The organism is Xanthomonas graminis pv. graminis, assembly GCF_030168915.1.
In the GTDB taxonomy this organism is placed as follows: Bacteria; Pseudomonadota; Gammaproteobacteria; order Xanthomonadales; family Xanthomonadaceae; genus Xanthomonas_A; species Xanthomonas_A translucens.
In genome coordinates this window covers 1,720,438-1,736,755 of sequence record NZ_CP076255.1, presented here as the reverse complement: position 1 = coordinate 1,736,755, position 16,318 = coordinate 1,720,438, and the positions used below count along the sequence as shown (strand labels likewise).

Annotated in this window: 13 protein-coding genes; 7 read left to right on the top strand and 6 right to left on the bottom strand. The window is 66.1% G+C overall.

Going from position 1 to position 16,318, the window contains the following annotated elements; translation table 11 throughout:
• Positions 1-50: 50 nt before the first annotated feature.
• Positions 51-650: an NUDIX domain-containing protein gene (locus tag KHF85_RS07520; RefSeq protein ID WP_284569093.1), complete on the bottom strand. Its 600-nt coding sequence runs from the start codon at positions 648-650 to the stop codon at positions 51-53.
• Positions 651-899: 249 nt separating this feature from the next.
• On the opposite strand from KHF85_RS07520, the gene KHF85_RS07515 reads away from it, so the two are divergent.
• A complete protein-coding gene (locus KHF85_RS07515) occupies positions 900-2,180 on the top strand; it encodes a tetratricopeptide repeat protein (protein WP_284569092.1) in 1,281 nt (426 codons plus the stop codon).
• A gap of 42 nt (positions 2,181-2,222) precedes the next feature.
• On the opposite strand, the gene KHF85_RS07510 is transcribed toward KHF85_RS07515, so the two are convergent.
• Complete coding sequence (locus tag KHF85_RS07510) at positions 2,223-3,677, bottom strand: rhomboid family intramembrane serine protease (protein WP_284569091.1); 1,455 nt, start codon at positions 3,675-3,677, stop codon at positions 2,223-2,225.
• 109 nt (positions 3,678-3,786) lie between these two features.
• On the opposite strand from KHF85_RS07510, the gene greB reads away from it, so the two are divergent.
• The 4 genes from greB (at position 3,787) to KHF85_RS07490 (ending at position 5,756) form a co-directional block, all read left to right on the top strand.
• Complete coding sequence (gene greB / locus KHF85_RS07505) at positions 3,787-4,293, top strand: transcription elongation factor GreB (protein WP_053836878.1); 507 nt, start codon at positions 3,787-3,789, stop codon at positions 4,291-4,293.
• A gap of 186 nt (positions 4,294-4,479) precedes the next feature.
• On the top strand, positions 4,480-5,142 hold the full coding sequence (locus KHF85_RS07500; RefSeq protein ID WP_284569090.1) for a dienelactone hydrolase family protein: 663 nt from the start codon (positions 4,480-4,482) through the stop codon (positions 5,140-5,142).
• 9 nt (positions 5,143-5,151) lie between these two features.
• Entirely contained in the window at positions 5,152-5,559 is a 408-nt protein-coding gene (locus KHF85_RS07495; protein WP_284569089.1) for an HIT domain-containing protein, read from the top strand.
• 29 nt (positions 5,560-5,588) lie between these two features.
• The gene (locus tag KHF85_RS07490) at positions 5,589-5,756 is read left to right on the top strand and encodes a LiaI-LiaF-like domain-containing protein (protein ID WP_003467495.1); all 168 of its coding nucleotides are present in this window, start codon (positions 5,589-5,591) and stop codon (positions 5,754-5,756) included.
• 163 nt (positions 5,757-5,919) lie between these two features.
• Here the strand turns inward: KHF85_RS07490 and KHF85_RS07485 are convergent, their stop codons facing one another.
• The 3 genes from KHF85_RS07485 to apbC form a co-directional block, all read right to left on the bottom strand.
• Entirely contained in the window at positions 5,920-6,438 is a 519-nt protein-coding gene (locus KHF85_RS07485) for an RDD family protein (protein ID WP_284569088.1), read from the bottom strand.
• A gap of 27 nt (positions 6,439-6,465) precedes the next feature.
• Positions 6,466-7,038, bottom strand: a complete 573-nt coding sequence (gene dcd, locus KHF85_RS07480; RefSeq protein ID WP_053836876.1) for a dCTP deaminase — start codon at positions 7,036-7,038, stop codon at positions 6,466-6,468.
• 128 nt (positions 7,039-7,166) lie between these two features.
• Complete coding sequence (gene apbC, locus KHF85_RS07475) at positions 7,167-8,018, bottom strand: iron-sulfur cluster carrier protein ApbC (protein ID WP_053840129.1); 852 nt, start codon at positions 8,016-8,018, stop codon at positions 7,167-7,169.
• 762 nt (positions 8,019-8,780) lie between these two features.
• Between apbC and KHF85_RS07470 the strand changes: the two genes are divergently transcribed.
• Together KHF85_RS07470 and KHF85_RS07465 are read left to right on the top strand one after the other, a co-directional pair.
• A complete protein-coding gene (locus KHF85_RS07470) occupies positions 8,781-11,519 on the top strand; it encodes a TonB-dependent receptor plug domain-containing protein (protein ID WP_284569501.1) in 2,739 nt (912 codons plus the stop codon).
• Between the two features lie 494 nt (positions 11,520-12,013).
• Entirely contained in the window at positions 12,014-14,761 is a 2,748-nt protein-coding gene (locus KHF85_RS07465; RefSeq protein ID WP_284569500.1) for a TonB-dependent receptor plug domain-containing protein, read from the top strand.
• A 102-nt stretch (positions 14,762-14,863) separates the two neighbouring features.
• On the opposite strand, the gene KHF85_RS07460 is transcribed toward KHF85_RS07465, so the two are convergent.
• Positions 14,864-16,159 (bottom strand): sulfotransferase, encoded by a 1,296-nt coding sequence (locus KHF85_RS07460; RefSeq protein WP_284569087.1) that lies wholly within the window; start codon positions 16,157-16,159, stop codon positions 14,864-14,866.
• Positions 16,160-16,318 lie beyond the last annotated feature (159 nt).

Here is a 16,318-nt window from a genome sequence, read left to right as displayed (position 1 = left end):
GCCAGCCGAAGTCGCTCCCAAAATGTTTAAAAAGCCGATAGAAAAACCCGCTACCCCAGCACCCCATGCAGCTTGGCGTACTGCAGCAGCATGATGGTCTTGCCGTCGGCGATGCCGCCGGATTCGATCATCGCCAGCGCCGCGTCGAGCGACAGTTCCAGCACCTCGATCTCTTCGCCCTCGGCCGCGACCCCGCCGCCCGCGCCGACCTTGTCTCGATCGAAATACTCGCCGACGAAAAAATACAGCCGTTCGGTCACCGAGCCCGGGCTCATGAACGCCTCGAACACCTTGCGCACGTTCTCGATCCGGTAGCCGGTCTCCTCTTCGGTCTCCTTGCGGATGCAGGTCTGCGCATCGTGCTGGTCCAGCAGCCCGGCGCAGGCCTCGATCAGCATGCCGTCGGGATTGCCGTTGAGCAGCGTCGGCAACCGGAACTGGCGGGTCAGCAGCAACGTCTGCTTGGCGCGGCTGTAGAGCAGGATGGTGGCGCCGTTGCCGCGGTCGTAGGCCTCGCGCGACAGCGTCTGCCAACTGCCGTCGTTGCGCTGGAAATCGAAGCTGACCTTGCGCAGCACGTACCAGTTGTCCGACAGCACGGCGATGTCGCGGATACGCACGCGCGGATTGCCTGCAGGAAATGGATTCAAGCGGAAACTCCCTGTGATCGAATGGCGGCGCCGCCGCCTGCGCGCGGAGTGCACCGAAGCTGCCGCGACCAGGCCTGCACCGACGGCCATTCTATCGGCCGCAGCGCAGCGCCAGCGAACAGGGTACGGCAGCGACCGGCACTGCATCGCTCCCCCGCCGGCAGCGGCGCAATCGGCATGCCCGCGCGCCCGATTGCATGCGCGCCCGGCGCGTCGCACAATCGGCGCACATCGAACGCAGGGGGCGTCATGGAAGACCGTCATCGCGCCGGCGCAAGCCGCGCGTGCCGCAGTACACCCGCACCGTTCTGGACGCGCACCCGCGTCATCGCGCTGTATCCGCTGCGCGGCGGCGCGCTGTTCGCGCTGATCGCACTGACCCTGTGCCGCCTGCTGGGGATGTTGCCGGGCATCGGCTGGATCCTCGGCATGGTCACCGCGCTGGCGATCTACAAATACGCCTTCGAGATCCTGCGGCATACCGCCGACGGCTACATGGAGGCGCCCGAGCGCGGCTTCGACATCGGCGACGGGGTGGTGCTGCGGCTGCTGGCGCTGATGATCGTGCTCGGCGCGGTGGTGGTCGCGGCGGCGCTGCTCGCCGGCCCGATCGCCGGCATGTTGACGCTGCTGGCGGTGGTGCTGCTGCAGCCCGGTTTCCTGATCTCGCTGGCCATCGACGGCAGCTTGCGCCGCGCGCTGAACCCGGCCGTGTCGATCGGCTTGGCGCTGCGCATCGGCTGGCCGTACCTGGCCGCGTTCGGCCTGCTGTTCGTGATCCAGGCCAGCGCGCTGACCGCGGCCAACTGGTTGCAGCAGTACCTGCCGCCGTTGGCCAGCGATCTGGCGGTCGGCGTGGTGACGATCTGGGGCCTGTTCGCCGCCTTCCACCTGCTGGGCTATCTGGTCTACCAGTACCACGAGGTGCTCGGCTACGAACCGGCCGCCGCCGACGACGCGACGCATGCTCGCCACGATCCGGACCAACGCGTGCTCGACGAGGCCGAGCAGTTCGTGCGCGACGGCCATGCCGTCGAGGCGCTGCAGCTGCTGCGCGGCGAAGTGCGTTCGCGCGCGGTGAGCCTGGCGGTGCACGAGCTATACCAGCGCCTGCTGCGCAGCGGGGGTCGCGCCGACGACCTGCGCGAGCACAGCCGCCAGTACATCAACCGCCTGCTGCAGGAAAAGCAGGAACGGCGCGCATTGGCGCTGCTGCGCGAAGCCCTGGATGCCGATCCCGACTTCGCCCCACTGCTGCCGGAACAGGCCTCGCTACTGGCCGAGCGCGCGCAGCTGGCCGGGCAGTTCAAGCTCGCGCTCGATGGCCTGCTCGCCGCGCGGCGCGCCTGGCCCAAGGCACCGGAATTTAGCGCCTGGTCGCTGGGCGCGGCGCTGTTGCTGGCCGAACGTTGCGGCGACGACGCGCAGGCGCGCACGCTGCTGCAGGACGCGCTCGCCCGCTGCGAGGACGAGGCGCAACGCGGCAAGCTGCAGGTGGCGCTGAAGGCGCTGACCATCGCGCCGGCCTAGCCCCGCCGCGCGACCGGGCGGCCATGCCGCCGCCATAGGCACTCACGCGTTGGCGAGCAGGAACCGCGCCTTGTCCGCCTGCGGCAGATCCGGGTAGCGCTCGATCACCGCGAGCAGCACGCGGCGCCATTCGTCAGCGGCCTGCCGTTCGCCATGGCCCAGCGCGAGCCGGAACCAGTGCTGCGCCTGTTCGGCGCGCGGCACCGCCGCGGCATCCTGCGCCAGCAGCGCTTCGGCATAGTGCAACCGGCCCAGCGCCAGCCAGCGATCGAACAGCAGCGCACGCGTCGCCGCATCCACGGCGATGGCACCGGCAGTGCAGTCGCCGAGCAACGCCGCCTGCGCTTGCGCCTCCTGCGCCGTGGTCGCCGGCAGGCGCAGCAGTTCGATCGCGCGCGCCTGCGCGGCACGCGCATCGCCGGCATTGCGCGCCACCCGGTAGCGCGCCTGCGCCACGTCGAAGCGGCGTGGCTGCTCGGCGGCGAGTTCGTCGAGCAGGAACGCAGCCTCGCGGTTCTCCAGCCGCCCCAGATGCCGTTGCGCGCGCTCCCAACGGTCGTCCGCGGCGGCGACCGCCTCGTCGCGCATGAACGCCTCGCGGGTCTGCCGCATCGCCACCAGCGCCGCGCCGAGCAGCGCGCCGACGACCAGGCCGCCGGCGTGCGCATCGAAGCCGATCCCGGCATCGCCATTGACCAGCAAGTTGTACAGCTCCCAGCCCAGCCAAAGCGGCAGCAGGGCGATCGCCGGACCGCGCACGTAGTCGAACACCACCGCGAACCAGTAGAAGAAGCGCACCGGCCGCCGCCCCCAGACCACGCAGAACGCCCCCATCAGCGCGGCGATGGCGCCGGACGCGCCGAGCCCGCCGCCGGCCTGGCCCCAGCGCCAGGCCAGGCTGACCGCGCTCGCCCCGAACGCGCCCAGCAGGTAGACCAGCAGGAACCGCCAGCGCCCGATCGCCCCTTCCAGCAAGGTGCCGAGCACGACCAGGAACAGCATGTTGCCGAACAAATGCAACCCATCGGCATGCAGGAACGCCGAGGACAGCATCCGCGCCGGCGACCATTCGGAACTGCGCTGCAGATGGCGCAAGGTGAACACCCGGTCCAGCAACGCGTCGTAGCGGACGCGTAGTGGCGCCCAGGCCTGCTGCGCGGCCGGGTCCTCGAACGCCTCGCCGCTGCGCAGCGCCTGCACGAAGCGCACGTCGTTGAGGCTGGCGCCACCGACGAACGCCGCCTGCCGCGCAGCCGGCACGCGCTCGAACTGGGCGAGCGCATCTTCGCGCCCGCTACGCCGCAGGTAGTGCGTGTAGGCCGGCGCTTCGTGGGCGCCGAGTCCGGAATCGAGGTAATAGCGCTGCGCCTGCTGCAGCGGCACCGCGTCCTGGCGCTGCCAGCCGAAGTAGATCGCCGCGTTGAGCAGCACCAGCAGCAGCGTGACCAGCGGAAAATTCTCCCGCGACAGCGGCTTGTGCAATGGCAGGATCAGCATCGAACAACGTCCTTGTGGATGGCCGCGCCAGCTTCGGCCATCGCCCGCGGGTGCGCAAGCCGGGCGCACGCGCTAGCATCGCCACCCCGCTCCACCGCAGTGCGAATCGATGAGCCGCTGGCGCCCCCCTGCCGAAAAGAGCACCGCCCTGATCACCGCCGAAGGCCACGCCCGGCTCAAGGCCGAACTGGAGGACCTGTGGCGCGTGCGCAGGCCGGAGGTGGTCAAGGCGCTGGCCGCGGCCGCGGCCGAGGGCGACCGTTCGGAAAACGCCGAGTACACCTACCGCAAGAAACAGCTGGGCGAGATCGACCGCCGCGTGCGCTACCTGAGCAAGCGCCTGGAAGCGCTGCGCGTGGTGGACACCGCGCCGTCCGATCCGCAGGCGGTGTTCTTCGGCGCCGTGGTCGAGCTGGAAGATGCCGACAGCGGCGAACTGCTGCGCTACCGCATCGTCGGCCCGGACGAAACCGATGCCGGCCGCGGCTGGATCAGCATCGACTCGCCGCTGGCGCGGGCGCTGTTGAAGAAGCGCATCGACGACGAGATCGAGGCGCAACTGCCCGGCGGCCGTCACAGCTTCGTGGTGGTGTCGGTGCACTACGCGGCGCAGTGAGCGCCCGCCAGCGCCTGCACGGCACGACGACACGGCGAAGTTCGGGCCATCGAGCAACGCCGGCAACCGCGCGCACCCGAGCCGGTCGCAGGCGATCGGGCATCGCCGGCTGCCTGGATCGCGTTAACGGGCCACACCCGCCGGGCATGGATAATCGACGCTTCTCTCCCGCCACAGGAACGCACCATGGGCCACTGGACTACCCTCGATACCGCGCACGGCCAGGTCGCAGCCTGGCATGCCGTGCCGCAAGGCGCCCCGCGCGGCGGCCTGGTGCTCATCCAGGAGATCTTCGGCGTCACCGCCTACATCCGCGAGGTGGCCGACTACTACGCCGCGCAAGGCTACGAAGTGCTGGCGCCGGGCCTGTTCGATCCGGTGGAGAAGGACGCGCAGCTGAACTACGACCAGGACGGGGTGAACAAGGGCCTGGAACTAGTCGGCGCGCTCGGCTTCGACAAGGCGCTGGACATCGTGCAGGCCGCGGCCCAGGCGCTGGCGCCGGCCGGCAAGGTCGGCACCGTCGGCTATTGCTGGGGCGGCAGCGTCGCGCTGCTGGCGGCGTTGCGGCTGGGCCTGCCGTCGGTGAGCTACTACGGCGGGCGCAACACCCAGTTCCTCGACGAGACGCCGAAGGCGCCGGTGCTGTTCCACTTCGGCGCGCGGGACAGCAGCATTCCGCCGGAAGCGGTGCAGCAGCATCGCGAGAAGCTGCCGCGGATGCAGACCTACGTGTATCCGGCCGGGCATGGCTTCGACCGCCATGTCGATCCGAACCACTACGACGCCGACAGTGCCGACAGTGCGCGCCAGCGCAGCCTCGCCTTCCTCGCCGAACACCTGGGCTGAGCCGCGACGATGCCCGACTTCACGCTCGATCCGCGCTTGCAGGCCGATAGCGCGTTCATCGCCGACGGCCCGCTGTCGCAGATGCGGCTGATGGACGACGCGCGCTTCCCGTGGCTGCTGCTGGTGCCGCGCGTGGCCGACGCCAGCGAGTGGATCGACCTGGACGGCGCCCAGCAGCGCCTGCTGCTGGCCGAGATCAACCAGCTCTCGCAGCTGCTGCGCGGCGAGCCGGGCGTGCACAAACTCAACATCGGCGCACTGGGCAACATCGTGCGCCAATTGCACGTGCACCTGATCGGGCGCCACCCAGGCGACGCGGCCTGGCCCGGGCCGGTGTGGGGCAGCGGCACGCCGCAGCGGCTGCCGGCCGATGTCCTGCAGACCCGTGTTGCGGCGTGGCGGCAACGGCTACGATAGGCGCCCTTTTTGACGGAAGCCGCGCCTCCATGAAATCCAATGTGATCGCCGCCATCGTGCTGATCGTGATCGGCCTGGTGTTCCTGGCCAACAACCTGGGCTGGACCAATCTCAGCCTGGGCCGGCTGATCGCCACCTGGTGGCCGGCGATCCTGGTCGCGGTCGGCGTCGGCATGCTGTTCGGCCGCGGCAAGTAGTCGCTGCCGGGATGGGGGATTGGCGATTGGATCCGGCGATCTCCAGCTCCCGGCTGTCCGCGCCCCGCGATCGGCGCTCGCGGCCGGTTCCAGGCCTGGCGCCGCAGGTCGGCGCGGTCGCGCCGTTACCGGTCCGCCGATGCGCGGCGGCCGGCACGCCATCTCAACGGCGGACGTTGACCACCTGGGTGCCGGCGAGGATGTCGTGCAGGCAGCGCTTGTCCTGGCGGAAGATGAACAGCGCATCCAGCAGCGCGTAGACGTTGCCTGCGACCGGCACCAGCGACAGCAGCTGGGTCGGCAGGTAGCGCAGCACGATCAGCCGCCACAGCGGCGGCAGCTCGCCATGCAGATCGACGATGCGGATCGACAGCAGCTTCTTGCCCCAGGTCTGCCCGGTCCTGGCCAGCGGATAGCCCTGCACCACCACGAACACCAGCGCCACATAGCCGGCCATGGCCAGCAACGACATCGCCTCGCCACCGCGCGCCGCCGCCATGACCTTGCCGAAATAGCCGGTGAGCGCGGCCAGCGGCAGGAAGATCAGCAGCGAGATCACCCCGTCGATCAGCGATGCGCCCAGGCGCTCGCCGTGGCCGGCCAGCACCTCGGCAGGATCCAGCGCCGGCGGCGCCGCCGGCAACGGCGCTTCGGGCGCCTGATAGGGATTGCGGTCGTTCATTGCGCGCTCCTTGTGCAATGGGAAAACTCAGGTCCTGGGCAGGGTCACGCCGGTCTGGCCCTGGTACTTGCCGCCGCGATCCTTGTAGCTGGTCTCGCAGATATCGTCGGCGTCGGACTGGAAGAACAGCATCTGCGCCACGCCTTCGTTGGCGTAGATGCGCGCCGGCAGCGGCGTGGTGTTGCTGAATTCCAGCGTGACGTGCCCTTCCCACTCCGGCTCCAGCGGCGTGACATTGACGATGATGCCGCAGCGCGCGTACGTGCTCTTGCCCAGGCACACCACCAGCGTATCGCGCGGGATGCGGAAGAATTCCACCGTGCGCGCCAGGGCGAAGCTGTTGGGCGGAATGATGCATTCGTCGGCCTCGATGTCCACGAAGCTCTTCGGATCGAAGCGCTTGGGATCGACGATGGTCGAGTTGATGTTGGTGAACACCTTGAACTCGCGCGAGCAACGCACGTCGTAGCCGTAGCTGGAGGTGCCGTAGCTGACGATGCGCTCGCCGTTGACCTGCTTCACCTGGCCCGGCTCGTAGGGCGCGATCATGCCGTGCTGTTCGGACATGCGGCGGATCCAGCGGTCGCTCTTGATGCTCATACGTCTTCCTGATGCCTGTGGCGGCAGGCCGGAACCTGCACGCCGGGAGCGCGGCCGACGCCGGAGCGGGCCGCAGTGACCGCCGATTCTATCCGGTCGCGGCGCGTTCGCGGCGGCCGCGGCAGCGCTCAGAGCAGCGAGGCGGAAATCGGGATCGACGCGCGCGGCCGCTTGCGCAGTTCCTCGGTCAGGCGCTGCGCGGTGGCCAGATAGGCCTGCGCGGCGGCCGAGTCGGGGGCCGCAGCGACGATAGGGGTGCCGGCGTCGCCCTGCTCGCGGATCGCGATCGCCAGCGGCAGCGATCCCAGCAGCGGCACGCCGTATTGCTGCGCCATACGCTGGCCGCCGCCTTCGCCGAACAGGTGCTCGACATGGCCGCATTGCGTACAGGTATGCACCGCCATGTTCTCGACGATGCCCAGCACCGGCACCTCGACCTTCTCGAACATCTTCAGCGCCTTCTTCGCATCCAGCGTGGCGATGTCCTGCGGCGTGGTCACGATCACCGCGCCGGCCACCGGGATCTTCTGCGCCAGGGTCAGCTGGATGTCGCCGGTGCCGGGCGGCAGGTCGATCAGCAGGTAGTCCAGGTCGTCCCACAGCGTATCGGTGAACAGCTGGGTTAGCGCCGAGGTGGCCATCGGCCCGCGCCAGATCATCGGCGTGTCCTGGTCCACCAGCAGCCCGATCGACATCGCCTCGATGCCGAACGCACGCATCGGCTCGATCGACTTGTTGTCGGGGCTGTCCGGGCGGCCGCTCAGGCCGAGCATGGCCGGCACGCTGGGACCATAGACATCGGCATCCAGCACCCCGACCCGCGCGCCCTGGCGCTGCAGCGCCAGCGCCAGGTTCACCGCGGTGGTGGACTTGCCCACCCCGCCCTTGCCGGAGCCGATGGCGATGACGTTGCGGATCCGCGGCAGCGGCGCGAGGTTGGGCTGGACGGCATGGGCGGGAATGCGGGGGCGGTCGGTCATCGGGAACTCGCGAAGGTAGTGCCGGCCTGCGCGCCAAGCGCTGCAGGCGGCGAAAAGAAGCAAAGGGTGACACAGGGCGGGCGTGTTGCGTACCGCACGCGGCGGGCGCCACGCACGTGCGCCGTGGCGATGCGGCGCATGTCGCGCACAGTTGCGCACAGTTGCGCATTCGAATGCCGGATCGCCGCGCGCCGGATCCGCAACGACGGCGGCCGCATGCGCTGCCATCGCCTCGTGGCCATGATCCAGGACCCATCCACGGCGAGCACGCGCATGCACGCGGCCGCCCGTTCCCCATTATGGCCAGATGCCTCACCGCGTTGGTGCATGAGCGGCAGCGGATCTTCGGGGACCGGCTAGGGCATCCGTTCGTGCAAATACCGGGCTCCCAGGCTTGAGAGAACGCGTCCTGGAATCCCCCAAAGGCGCTTCAGCTGCCCGAGGCCCTCAAGCCCCAAATTGGTGCAAAGCAGCGCAAGCAATGCCGCAGTTGGCACCTGCAGCTACATTTGCCGGGCGTTTGCCGCCAGATCGCCGCGGATGCAAGCGCTAGCACCAAAACGTGACGGACCTGTACAAACCGCGTTAAGTTCATGTTACGTTTGGGCCACTCGCAGGGATGCGATCCCAATTTCAAGGCACATGTCGTGGCACGACGCCCCTCGCCTTCTCTTTTTGGTTTTCCGGGGATACAGAAAGATGACCGCACGTCATACGCGTAGTTTCAATCGCAGCTGCCTGAGCGCGGCGCTGATCACTGCCATGGTCGTACCGGTCGCGTTCAGCGCCTTCGCGCAGGACAGCAGCCAGACCAAGGCGACCGACCTGGAGAAGGTCACCGTCACCGGATCGCTGATCCCGCAGAGCGAGATCGAGACCGCCACGCCGGTCACCACCATCACCGCCGAAGACATCAAGGCCCGCGGCTTCAACTCGGTGGCCGACGTGCTGCAGAAGAGTTCGTTCGCGACCGGTGGCGTGCAAGGCGGCCAGAGCTCAGGCACCTTCACCCAGGGCGCGAAGACGGTCAGCCTGTTCGGCCTGCCGCCGGGTTACGTGAAGTACCTGATCGACGGCCGGCCGATGTCGAACTACCCCGCGCTGTACAACGGCAGCGACACCTTCAACAACATCAGCGGCATTCCGATCGACCTGGTCGACCGCATCGAGATCCTGCCGGGCGGCCAGTCCTCGCTGTACGGCTCGGACGCGATCGCCGGGGTGATCAACGTCATCCTCAAGAAGAAATTGGACGGCGCGGTGTTCAGCATCCGCGGCGGCGGTTACTCCGAAGGCGGCGGCAGCAACTTCCGCGCCACCTTCGCCGACGGCTGGACCTCCGCCGATGGCCGCACCTCCGCGCTCGGCGGCGTGCAGTACGAAGAGAAGGATCCCATCTGGGCCTACGACCGCGATATGACCAAGCAGTTCAACAAGCAGGGCTATTCCGCGCAGCTGGTCGGCCGCGACTTCCTGGTGAACAGCCGTACCACTAGCTACAAGTTCCTCGACCCGGCCAATTGCGCGAATGTTGCCGGGCTGTTCGGCGGCACGACGGAATTGCAGAATCGTCCGGGCTCCGGTGACGGCCTCTACTGCGGCTCGCAATACTCGCCAGGCTATCGAACGCTGGACTCAGGTCAAAAATCTCTTCAAGGCTATTTACACGGCACGTTCGACCTGAACGACAACGTGCAGCTATATGGCGACGTACTGTACAGCCATGAAGAAGTCAAATATCACACCGGCTCCAGCTTCCTTTGGTGGAGCACCTCGGCGGACCTCGGCTATTACTACGATACCGGCCTGCGCCAGTTGGTGAACCTACAGCATTTCTTCGCGCCGGAAGAAATTGGCATCAACGGCTTCAACGACACGATGGACCTCAACAAGAGCGACTCGGTACGGGTCACCTTCGGTGCACAGGGCACATTCGGCCAGTCGAGCTGGGACTACGACGCTGGCGTGGCCTACACCCAGTACAAGTTGCAGGAAAGGACATTCGTCCGCTTCGCGGATGCAATCGACCAATTCTTCGTCGACAGGGTGCTTGGCCCGCAGCAGGGCACGATTTCCGGCTACCGCGCTTATTCGCCGAACTATGCGGCCTTCTACCAGCCGATCACGCCCAATGAATTCGCCAGCTTCACTGGTCACGCTACCAACAAGAGCAAGACCTCCGACGGCATGCTGCGGCTGCAGTTGACCAACGCCAAACTGTTTTCTCTCCCCGGGGGCGACGCGGGCCTGGCCGTAGTCGGCGAATACGGCAAGCAGAAGTGGAACTACGATCCGGCGCCGGAAATCCTGAACAAAGAGGTCTGGGGCCTGACCTCGGTGGCCGGCGGCGGCGATCGCGATCGCTATGCGGTGACGTCGGAACTGCGCATGCCGGTGTTCGCACCGCTGACCATCACCCTGGCCGGTCGCTACGACGCGTTCAAGGCTAGCGGTACCACCGTCGACAAGCCGACCTACAGCATTGGCATAGAGTACCGCCCAATAGAGTCGCTGCTGCTGCGCGGCAAATATGGCACCGCGTTCCGTGCGCCGACCTTGTCGGACCAGTATCAGGGCGAGAGTGGCTTTTACAGTTCGGTGGTCGACTACTACCAGTGCGCGCAACGCGGTTATCTGCCGGGCAATACGGGCAACTGCCCCCCGGCATATTTGAATGCACAATACTTCGGCACCCAATCCGGCAATCTTGGCTTGAAGCCGATCAATGCCGACGTGTGGAGCGCCGGCTTCGTATGGTCGCCGATCGACCGCATGGCACTGACCGTCGACTACCTCAACTGGGACATCAATGATGAAGTGACCCAGCAGAGCGCCGATGGCCTGAGCCTGCAGGACTACCGTTGCCGCGCCGGCATCGACGACATCAACTCCGCGCTATGCGTGCAGGCGATGTCGCAAGTCCAGCGCGATGAGTTCGGCGAACTCGTCAGCATCTACAGGCCGAAGATCAATGTCTCCAACCAGAAACTGGAAGCGGTGACTTCCTCATTTCGCTATGGCTACGACTTCGGCCGCTGGGGCGATCTGAGCACGATCGTCAGCTACAGCGAGAATCTGCGCCACAAGTACGTCCAGTACGCCGGCGACAAACCGGTCGATCTGCTCAACGATCCTTATTGGAGTTCGGATCCGAAACGCAAGGCCGACGCCTCTCTGACCTGGGAAATCGGTGACTTCTCCACTACTTGGTACGCCACCTGGTTCGACAAAACCCCGAACTATGCGGCGAACATCAGCGAGAAGGGCTATAAAGCTGAACGCGCCGGCAAGCTGCCATCGCACATCACCCACAACGCCAGCATCACCTACACGGCGTTCGAGGGCATGGAGCTGTCGCTGATGGTGAACAACGTGTTCAACAAGATGCCGCCATTCGACGCGTCCTACCCGGGCAGCTCGAGCGCGCCGTACAACGACTACAATTTCGATGTGTACGGCCGTGCGTACTACCTGGAAATGCGTTACGCCTTCGGCAAGTAATCGCGCACAACGCCACACCGAAGCCCACCCGCAAGGGTGGGCTTTTTTTTGCCAGGCGCCGGCATCTGCGCCGGGCATCAGACTCGGTGCCCGCACTCCAGCGACACCATCATCGCGCCTGATTCGCAGACGCCACCTTGCCGGGCGTCGCCTCTCCACGCGAACTCCTTCAAAGGGAAAAGACCTGCAGCCGCCGCGGACGCGCAGTGCCGCGCCGCACCGGAAAGCAACCGTGTGCGGATATCTGTTTGCGGATGGAGACAGATGCATTCGGTGGCCAAAACCGCAGACAGGTCCGCATAACCCGGGAGTGAGTTCCTGTATGTTGCGCCGCTTACGGATGCGCCCGCTTAAGGCAGGCATGCGTCGCGGCACCAGATCCATTGGCTCTTCTTCATGATTGTTTTCCCGGGAATTCAAAAAAGATGACGATGACTGCAGGTCAAGCACGTAGTTTCAATCGCAGCCACCTGAGCGCGGCGCTGGTCACCGCCATGGTCGTCCCGGTCGCGTTCAGCGCCTTCGCGCAGGACAGCAGCCAGACCAAGGCGACCGAGCTGGAGAAGGTCACCGTCACCGGCTCGCTGATCCCGCAAAGCGAGATCGAGACCGCCACGCCAGTCACCACCATCACCGCCGAAGACATCAAGGCCCGCGGCTTCAACTCGGTGGCCGACGTGCTGCAGAAGAGTTCGTTCGCGACCGGTGGCGTGCAAGGCGGCCAAAGCTCAGGCACCTTCACCCAGGGCGCGCAGACGGTCAGCCTGTTCGGCCTGCCACCGGGCTACGTGAAATACCTGATCGACGGCCGGCCGATGTCGAACTACCCGGCGCTGTACAACGGCAGCGACACCTTCAACAACATCAGCGGCATTCCGATCGACCTGGTCGACCGCATCGAAATCCTGCCCGGCGGCCAGTCCTCGCTGTACGGTTCGGACGCGATCGCCGGCGTGATCAACGTCATCCTCAAGAAGAAGATGGACGGCGCGGTATTCAGCATCCGCGGCGGCGGCTACTCCGAAGGCGGCGGCAGCAACTTCCGCGCCACCTTCGCCGACGGCTGGACCTCCGCCGATGGCCGCACCAGCGTGATCGGCGGCGTGCAGTACGAAGAGAAGGATCCGATCTGGGGCTACCAGCGCGACCTGACCAGGCAATACAACACGCACGGCTATTCGCCGCAGGAGGCCGGCAGCACGTTCGTGGTGTCCAGCAAGTCCGGCGATTACAGGTTCCTGGATCCGGCCAACTGCGGCAATGTCTCCGGCCTGTTCGGCGGCACCAATGGGCGGCAGCAGCGCAACAGCGCCCCCGACCAGCACTATTGCGGATCGAAATACATGCCTGGCTACCGCACGCTGGATGGAAGCCAGAAGTCGCTGCAGGCCTATGTGCACGGCACCTTCGATGCCAACGACAATGTGCAGTTGTACGGCGATGCGCTGTACAGCCATGACCAAGTCGAATACCACGCCGGCGCTGATTCGATATGGTGGGATACCAACACGGATTTCGGCTATTACTACGATCCGAACCTGAACGAACTGCTCAACCTGTATCGCAACTTTGCGCCGGAGGAAATGGGCATCAACGGCATCAAGGATACGATGAGCCGGAACAAGGGCGACTCGGCGCGCGTCACCTTCGGCGCGCAGGGCGTGCTCGGCCAATCCCACTGGGACTACGATGCCGGCGCCACCTACACCCAGTACAAGCTGCAAGAACGCAACCCTGTCCGTTTCAAGGGCCCGATCGACCAGTTCTTCATCGACAAGGTGCTCGGACCGCAGCGCGGGCTGGATCCGATCGACAACGCCTACCCGGTCTACACCCCCGATTACGCGGCGTTCTATCGGCCGATCTCGCAGCAGGAATTCGCCAGCTTCACCGGCCAGGCCACCAACAAGAGCATGACCTCCGATGGCATGCTGCGTCTGCAGCTGACCAACGCCAAGCTGTTCGGCTTGCCCGGCGGCGATGCCGGACTGGCATTGGTCGGCGAATATGGCAAGCAAAAGTGGGACTACGATCCTGCGCCGGAAATCCTCAACGACGAAGTGTTGGGCTTCACCTCGGTGTCCGGCGGCGGCGAGCGCAACCGCTATGCGCTGACCTCGGAACTGCGCATGCCGGTGTTCGACCCGCTGACCATCACCCTGGCCGGCCGCTACGATGCGTTCAAGGCCAGCGGCCGCACCATCGACAAGCCGACCTACAGCATTGCGCTGGAGTATCGTCCGTTCGAGTCGCTGCTGCTGCGCGGCAAGTACGGCACCGCATTCCGTGCACCGACCCTGTCCGACCAATACCAGGGCATCAGCGGCTTCTACAGCACGGTGACCGACTACTACCAGTGCGCCCAACTCGGCTATCTGCCAGGCAACACCGATAACTGCCCAAGCGCATACTCCAGCCGCGTGTACCGGGGCACCCAGTCCGGCAACCTCGACCTGAAGCCGATCAACGCCGATGTGTGGAGCGCCGGTTTCGTATGGTCGCCGGTAGAGCGCATGGCGCTGACCGTCGATTACTTGAACTGGAATATCGACAACGAAGTCACCGAGCAGAGTGACGATGCACTGAGCCTGCAGGACTACCGCTGCCGCGCCGGCATCGACGACATCAACTCGGGGCTGTGCGTCGCGGCCACAACCCAGGTCACGCGCAATGAAGACGGCCAGATCAGCGGCATTTATACACCGAAGGTCAACATCGCCAACGAAAAGCTGGAAGCGGTGACCGCCTCGTTCCGCTATGGGTACGATCTCGGCCGCTGGGGCGATCTCAGCACACTGGTCAGCTACGCCGAAAATCTGCGGCACAAGTACACGCGCTATGCCGGGGATGCGCCGGAGGACCTGCTCAACGATCCCTATTGGAGCACGGATCCCAAGCGCAAGGCCGATGCCTCGCTGACCTGGAAGATCGGCGACGTCGCGGCCACCTGGTACGCCAATTGGTTCGACAAGACCCCGAACTACGCAGCCTTTGTCAACGAAGCGCGATATGCCGCGCCGCGCGCGGGCAGGCTGCCGTCGCACATCACCCACAACGCCAGCATCACCTACACCGCGTTCGAGGGCATGGAGCTGTCGCTGATGGTCAACAACGTGTTCAACAAGATGCCGCCAATCGACGCCTCGTACAGCGGCGGAACGAGCTGGGCTTACAACGAGTACAACTTCGACGCGTTCGGCCGCGCGTACTACCTGGAAATGCGCTACAGCTTCGGCAAGTAGCCGGCTTCGCCGGCAAGCCGCGCCAAGGCCGCGCCCGCAATGGCGCGGCCTTGGCGTTTGATCGGTTCGCCGTAGTCGTGCTCGGCGCGGCGACCGCGCCGTTCAGCGGCGGTCGCGCTCGCGCATCGCGGACGAATGCGTCTGCAGCAACCGCTTGAGTTCGGCGAGATCCTCGCCGTAGCGCTGCCAACGCCCCATGTAGGCGCGCGTCATCGAGGTGCGTACCTGCACCACGCTGGCGGTGGCCACCGGCGCCTGATTGTGCTCGAAACGCAGGCAGGCCTCGTCCCACGGCAAGCCGCAGAACTCCAGCAGACGGCGCGTGGTCGGCTCCTGCTCCAGCACCAGGTCTTCGTAGTCGATTTCCAGCAGATGCTGCGGGAACAACCCGCGCCAATGCGCCAGCAAACGCTCGAACATCAGGTAGTAGCGGCCGACGTCCATCAGGTCGAAGGAATAGTCGTAGTATGGCGAGGACAGCGCGAACAGCTGGCGGAAGTTGCTCAGGCAGGTGTCCATCGGATCGCGCCGCAGGCACACGATGCGCGCGCTCGGCAACGCGCGCGCGATGTGCCCCACGTACAGGAAGTTGTGCGGCAACTTGTCCACGAAGCGCGGTTTGCTGGCGGTGCCGGGGCGGGTGGATTCGACGTAGGCGCGGCCGAGTTCGCGCCAATCCAGGCCCTGCAGCCGGGTCAGGGTGGCCACGTCCAGGATCGCCGGCGATGGCGTGCGCACCAGGCGCTTGAGCAGCGCCGGGAAATTCTGCAGCTCGCCGGCCGAGTGCACCTGCGGATGGCTGGACAGGATCCGGTCCACCAGGGTGGTGCCGCTGCGCGGCATGCCGATCACGAAGATCGGCTCCTGGCTGTCGAAGCCGGACGTCGGCGCAGCGTCGGCACGGAACGCCTGCTGCAATGCCTCGAACAGCGCCGCATCGCGGTCGGACGTGTAGCCGCGCGCGCGCTTCTGCACCGCCTTGCCCTGCACATAGCCACGGAACGCGGCATGGTAGTTGCCGAGGTCCTCATGCTCCTTGGCCAGTGCCAGGTTGAGATACAGCACCGCTTCCGGCGCGTCGCCGGCCGAAGCCAGCGCCTGCTCCAGCGAGGCCAGGTTGTTCTCCTGCACGCTCCATGTGCGCAGCTGCGACAGCGATAGGTAGACCTTCCAATAGCGCGGCTCCAGGGCCAGGCACGCCCGGTATTCCTGCTCGGCATCCTGCAGGCGTCCGGAGAACAGCAGCGAGGTGCCGAGGTTGTAGCGGAAGCTGGCCTGCTGCGGCGCCAGTTGCACCGCCTGGGTGAACGCGTCCAGCGCGGCGACGTGTTCGTTGACCTGGGTATAGACCACGCCCAGCGTGTCCAGCGTATGCGCATCGCTCGGCCGCAATGCCATCGCCTGGTCGGCGAAGCGATGCGCCTCCTGAGGGAAAAGACCTGCAGCCGCCGCGGACGCGCAGTGCCGCGCCGCACCGGAAAGCAACCGTGTGCGGATATCTGTTTGCGGATGGAGACAGATGCATTCGGTGGCCAAAACCGCAGACAGGTCCGCATA

Bases quoted from the DNA above. Each gene is read 5' to 3' on its own strand.
- KHF85_RS07515 (WP_284569092.1), top strand. From the start codon at position 900: ATGGAAGACCGTCATCGCGCCGGCGCAAGCCGCGCGTGCCGCAGTACA.
- KHF85_RS07510 (WP_284569091.1), bottom strand. From the start codon at position 3,677: ATGCTGATCCTGCCATTGCACAAGCCGCTGTCGCGGGAGAATTTTCCG.
- greB (WP_053836878.1), top strand. From the start codon at position 3,787: ATGAGCCGCTGGCGCCCCCCTGCCGAAAAGAGCACCGCCCTGATCACC.
- KHF85_RS07500 (WP_284569090.1), top strand. From the start codon at position 4,480: ATGGGCCACTGGACTACCCTCGATACCGCGCACGGCCAGGTCGCAGCC.
- KHF85_RS07495 (WP_284569089.1), top strand. From the start codon at position 5,152: ATGCCCGACTTCACGCTCGATCCGCGCTTGCAGGCCGATAGCGCGTTC.
- KHF85_RS07490 (WP_003467495.1), top strand. From the start codon at position 5,589: ATGAAATCCAATGTGATCGCCGCCATCGTGCTGATCGTGATCGGCCTG.
- KHF85_RS07485 (WP_284569088.1), bottom strand. From the start codon at position 6,438: ATGAACGACCGCAATCCCTATCAGGCGCCCGAAGCGCCGTTGCCGGCG.
- dcd (WP_053836876.1), bottom strand. From the start codon at position 7,038: ATGAGCATCAAGAGCGACCGCTGGATCCGCCGCATGTCCGAACAGCAC.
- apbC (WP_053840129.1), bottom strand. From the start codon at position 8,018: ATGACCGACCGCCCCCGCATTCCCGCCCATGCCGTCCAGCCCAACCTC.
- KHF85_RS07470 (WP_284569501.1), top strand. From the start codon at position 8,781: ATGGTCGTACCGGTCGCGTTCAGCGCCTTCGCGCAGGACAGCAGCCAG.
- KHF85_RS07465 (WP_284569500.1), top strand. From the start codon at position 12,014: ATGGTCGTCCCGGTCGCGTTCAGCGCCTTCGCGCAGGACAGCAGCCAG.
- KHF85_RS07460 (WP_284569087.1), bottom strand. From the start codon at position 16,159: ATGGCATTGCGGCCGAGCGATGCGCATACGCTGGACACGCTGGGCGTG.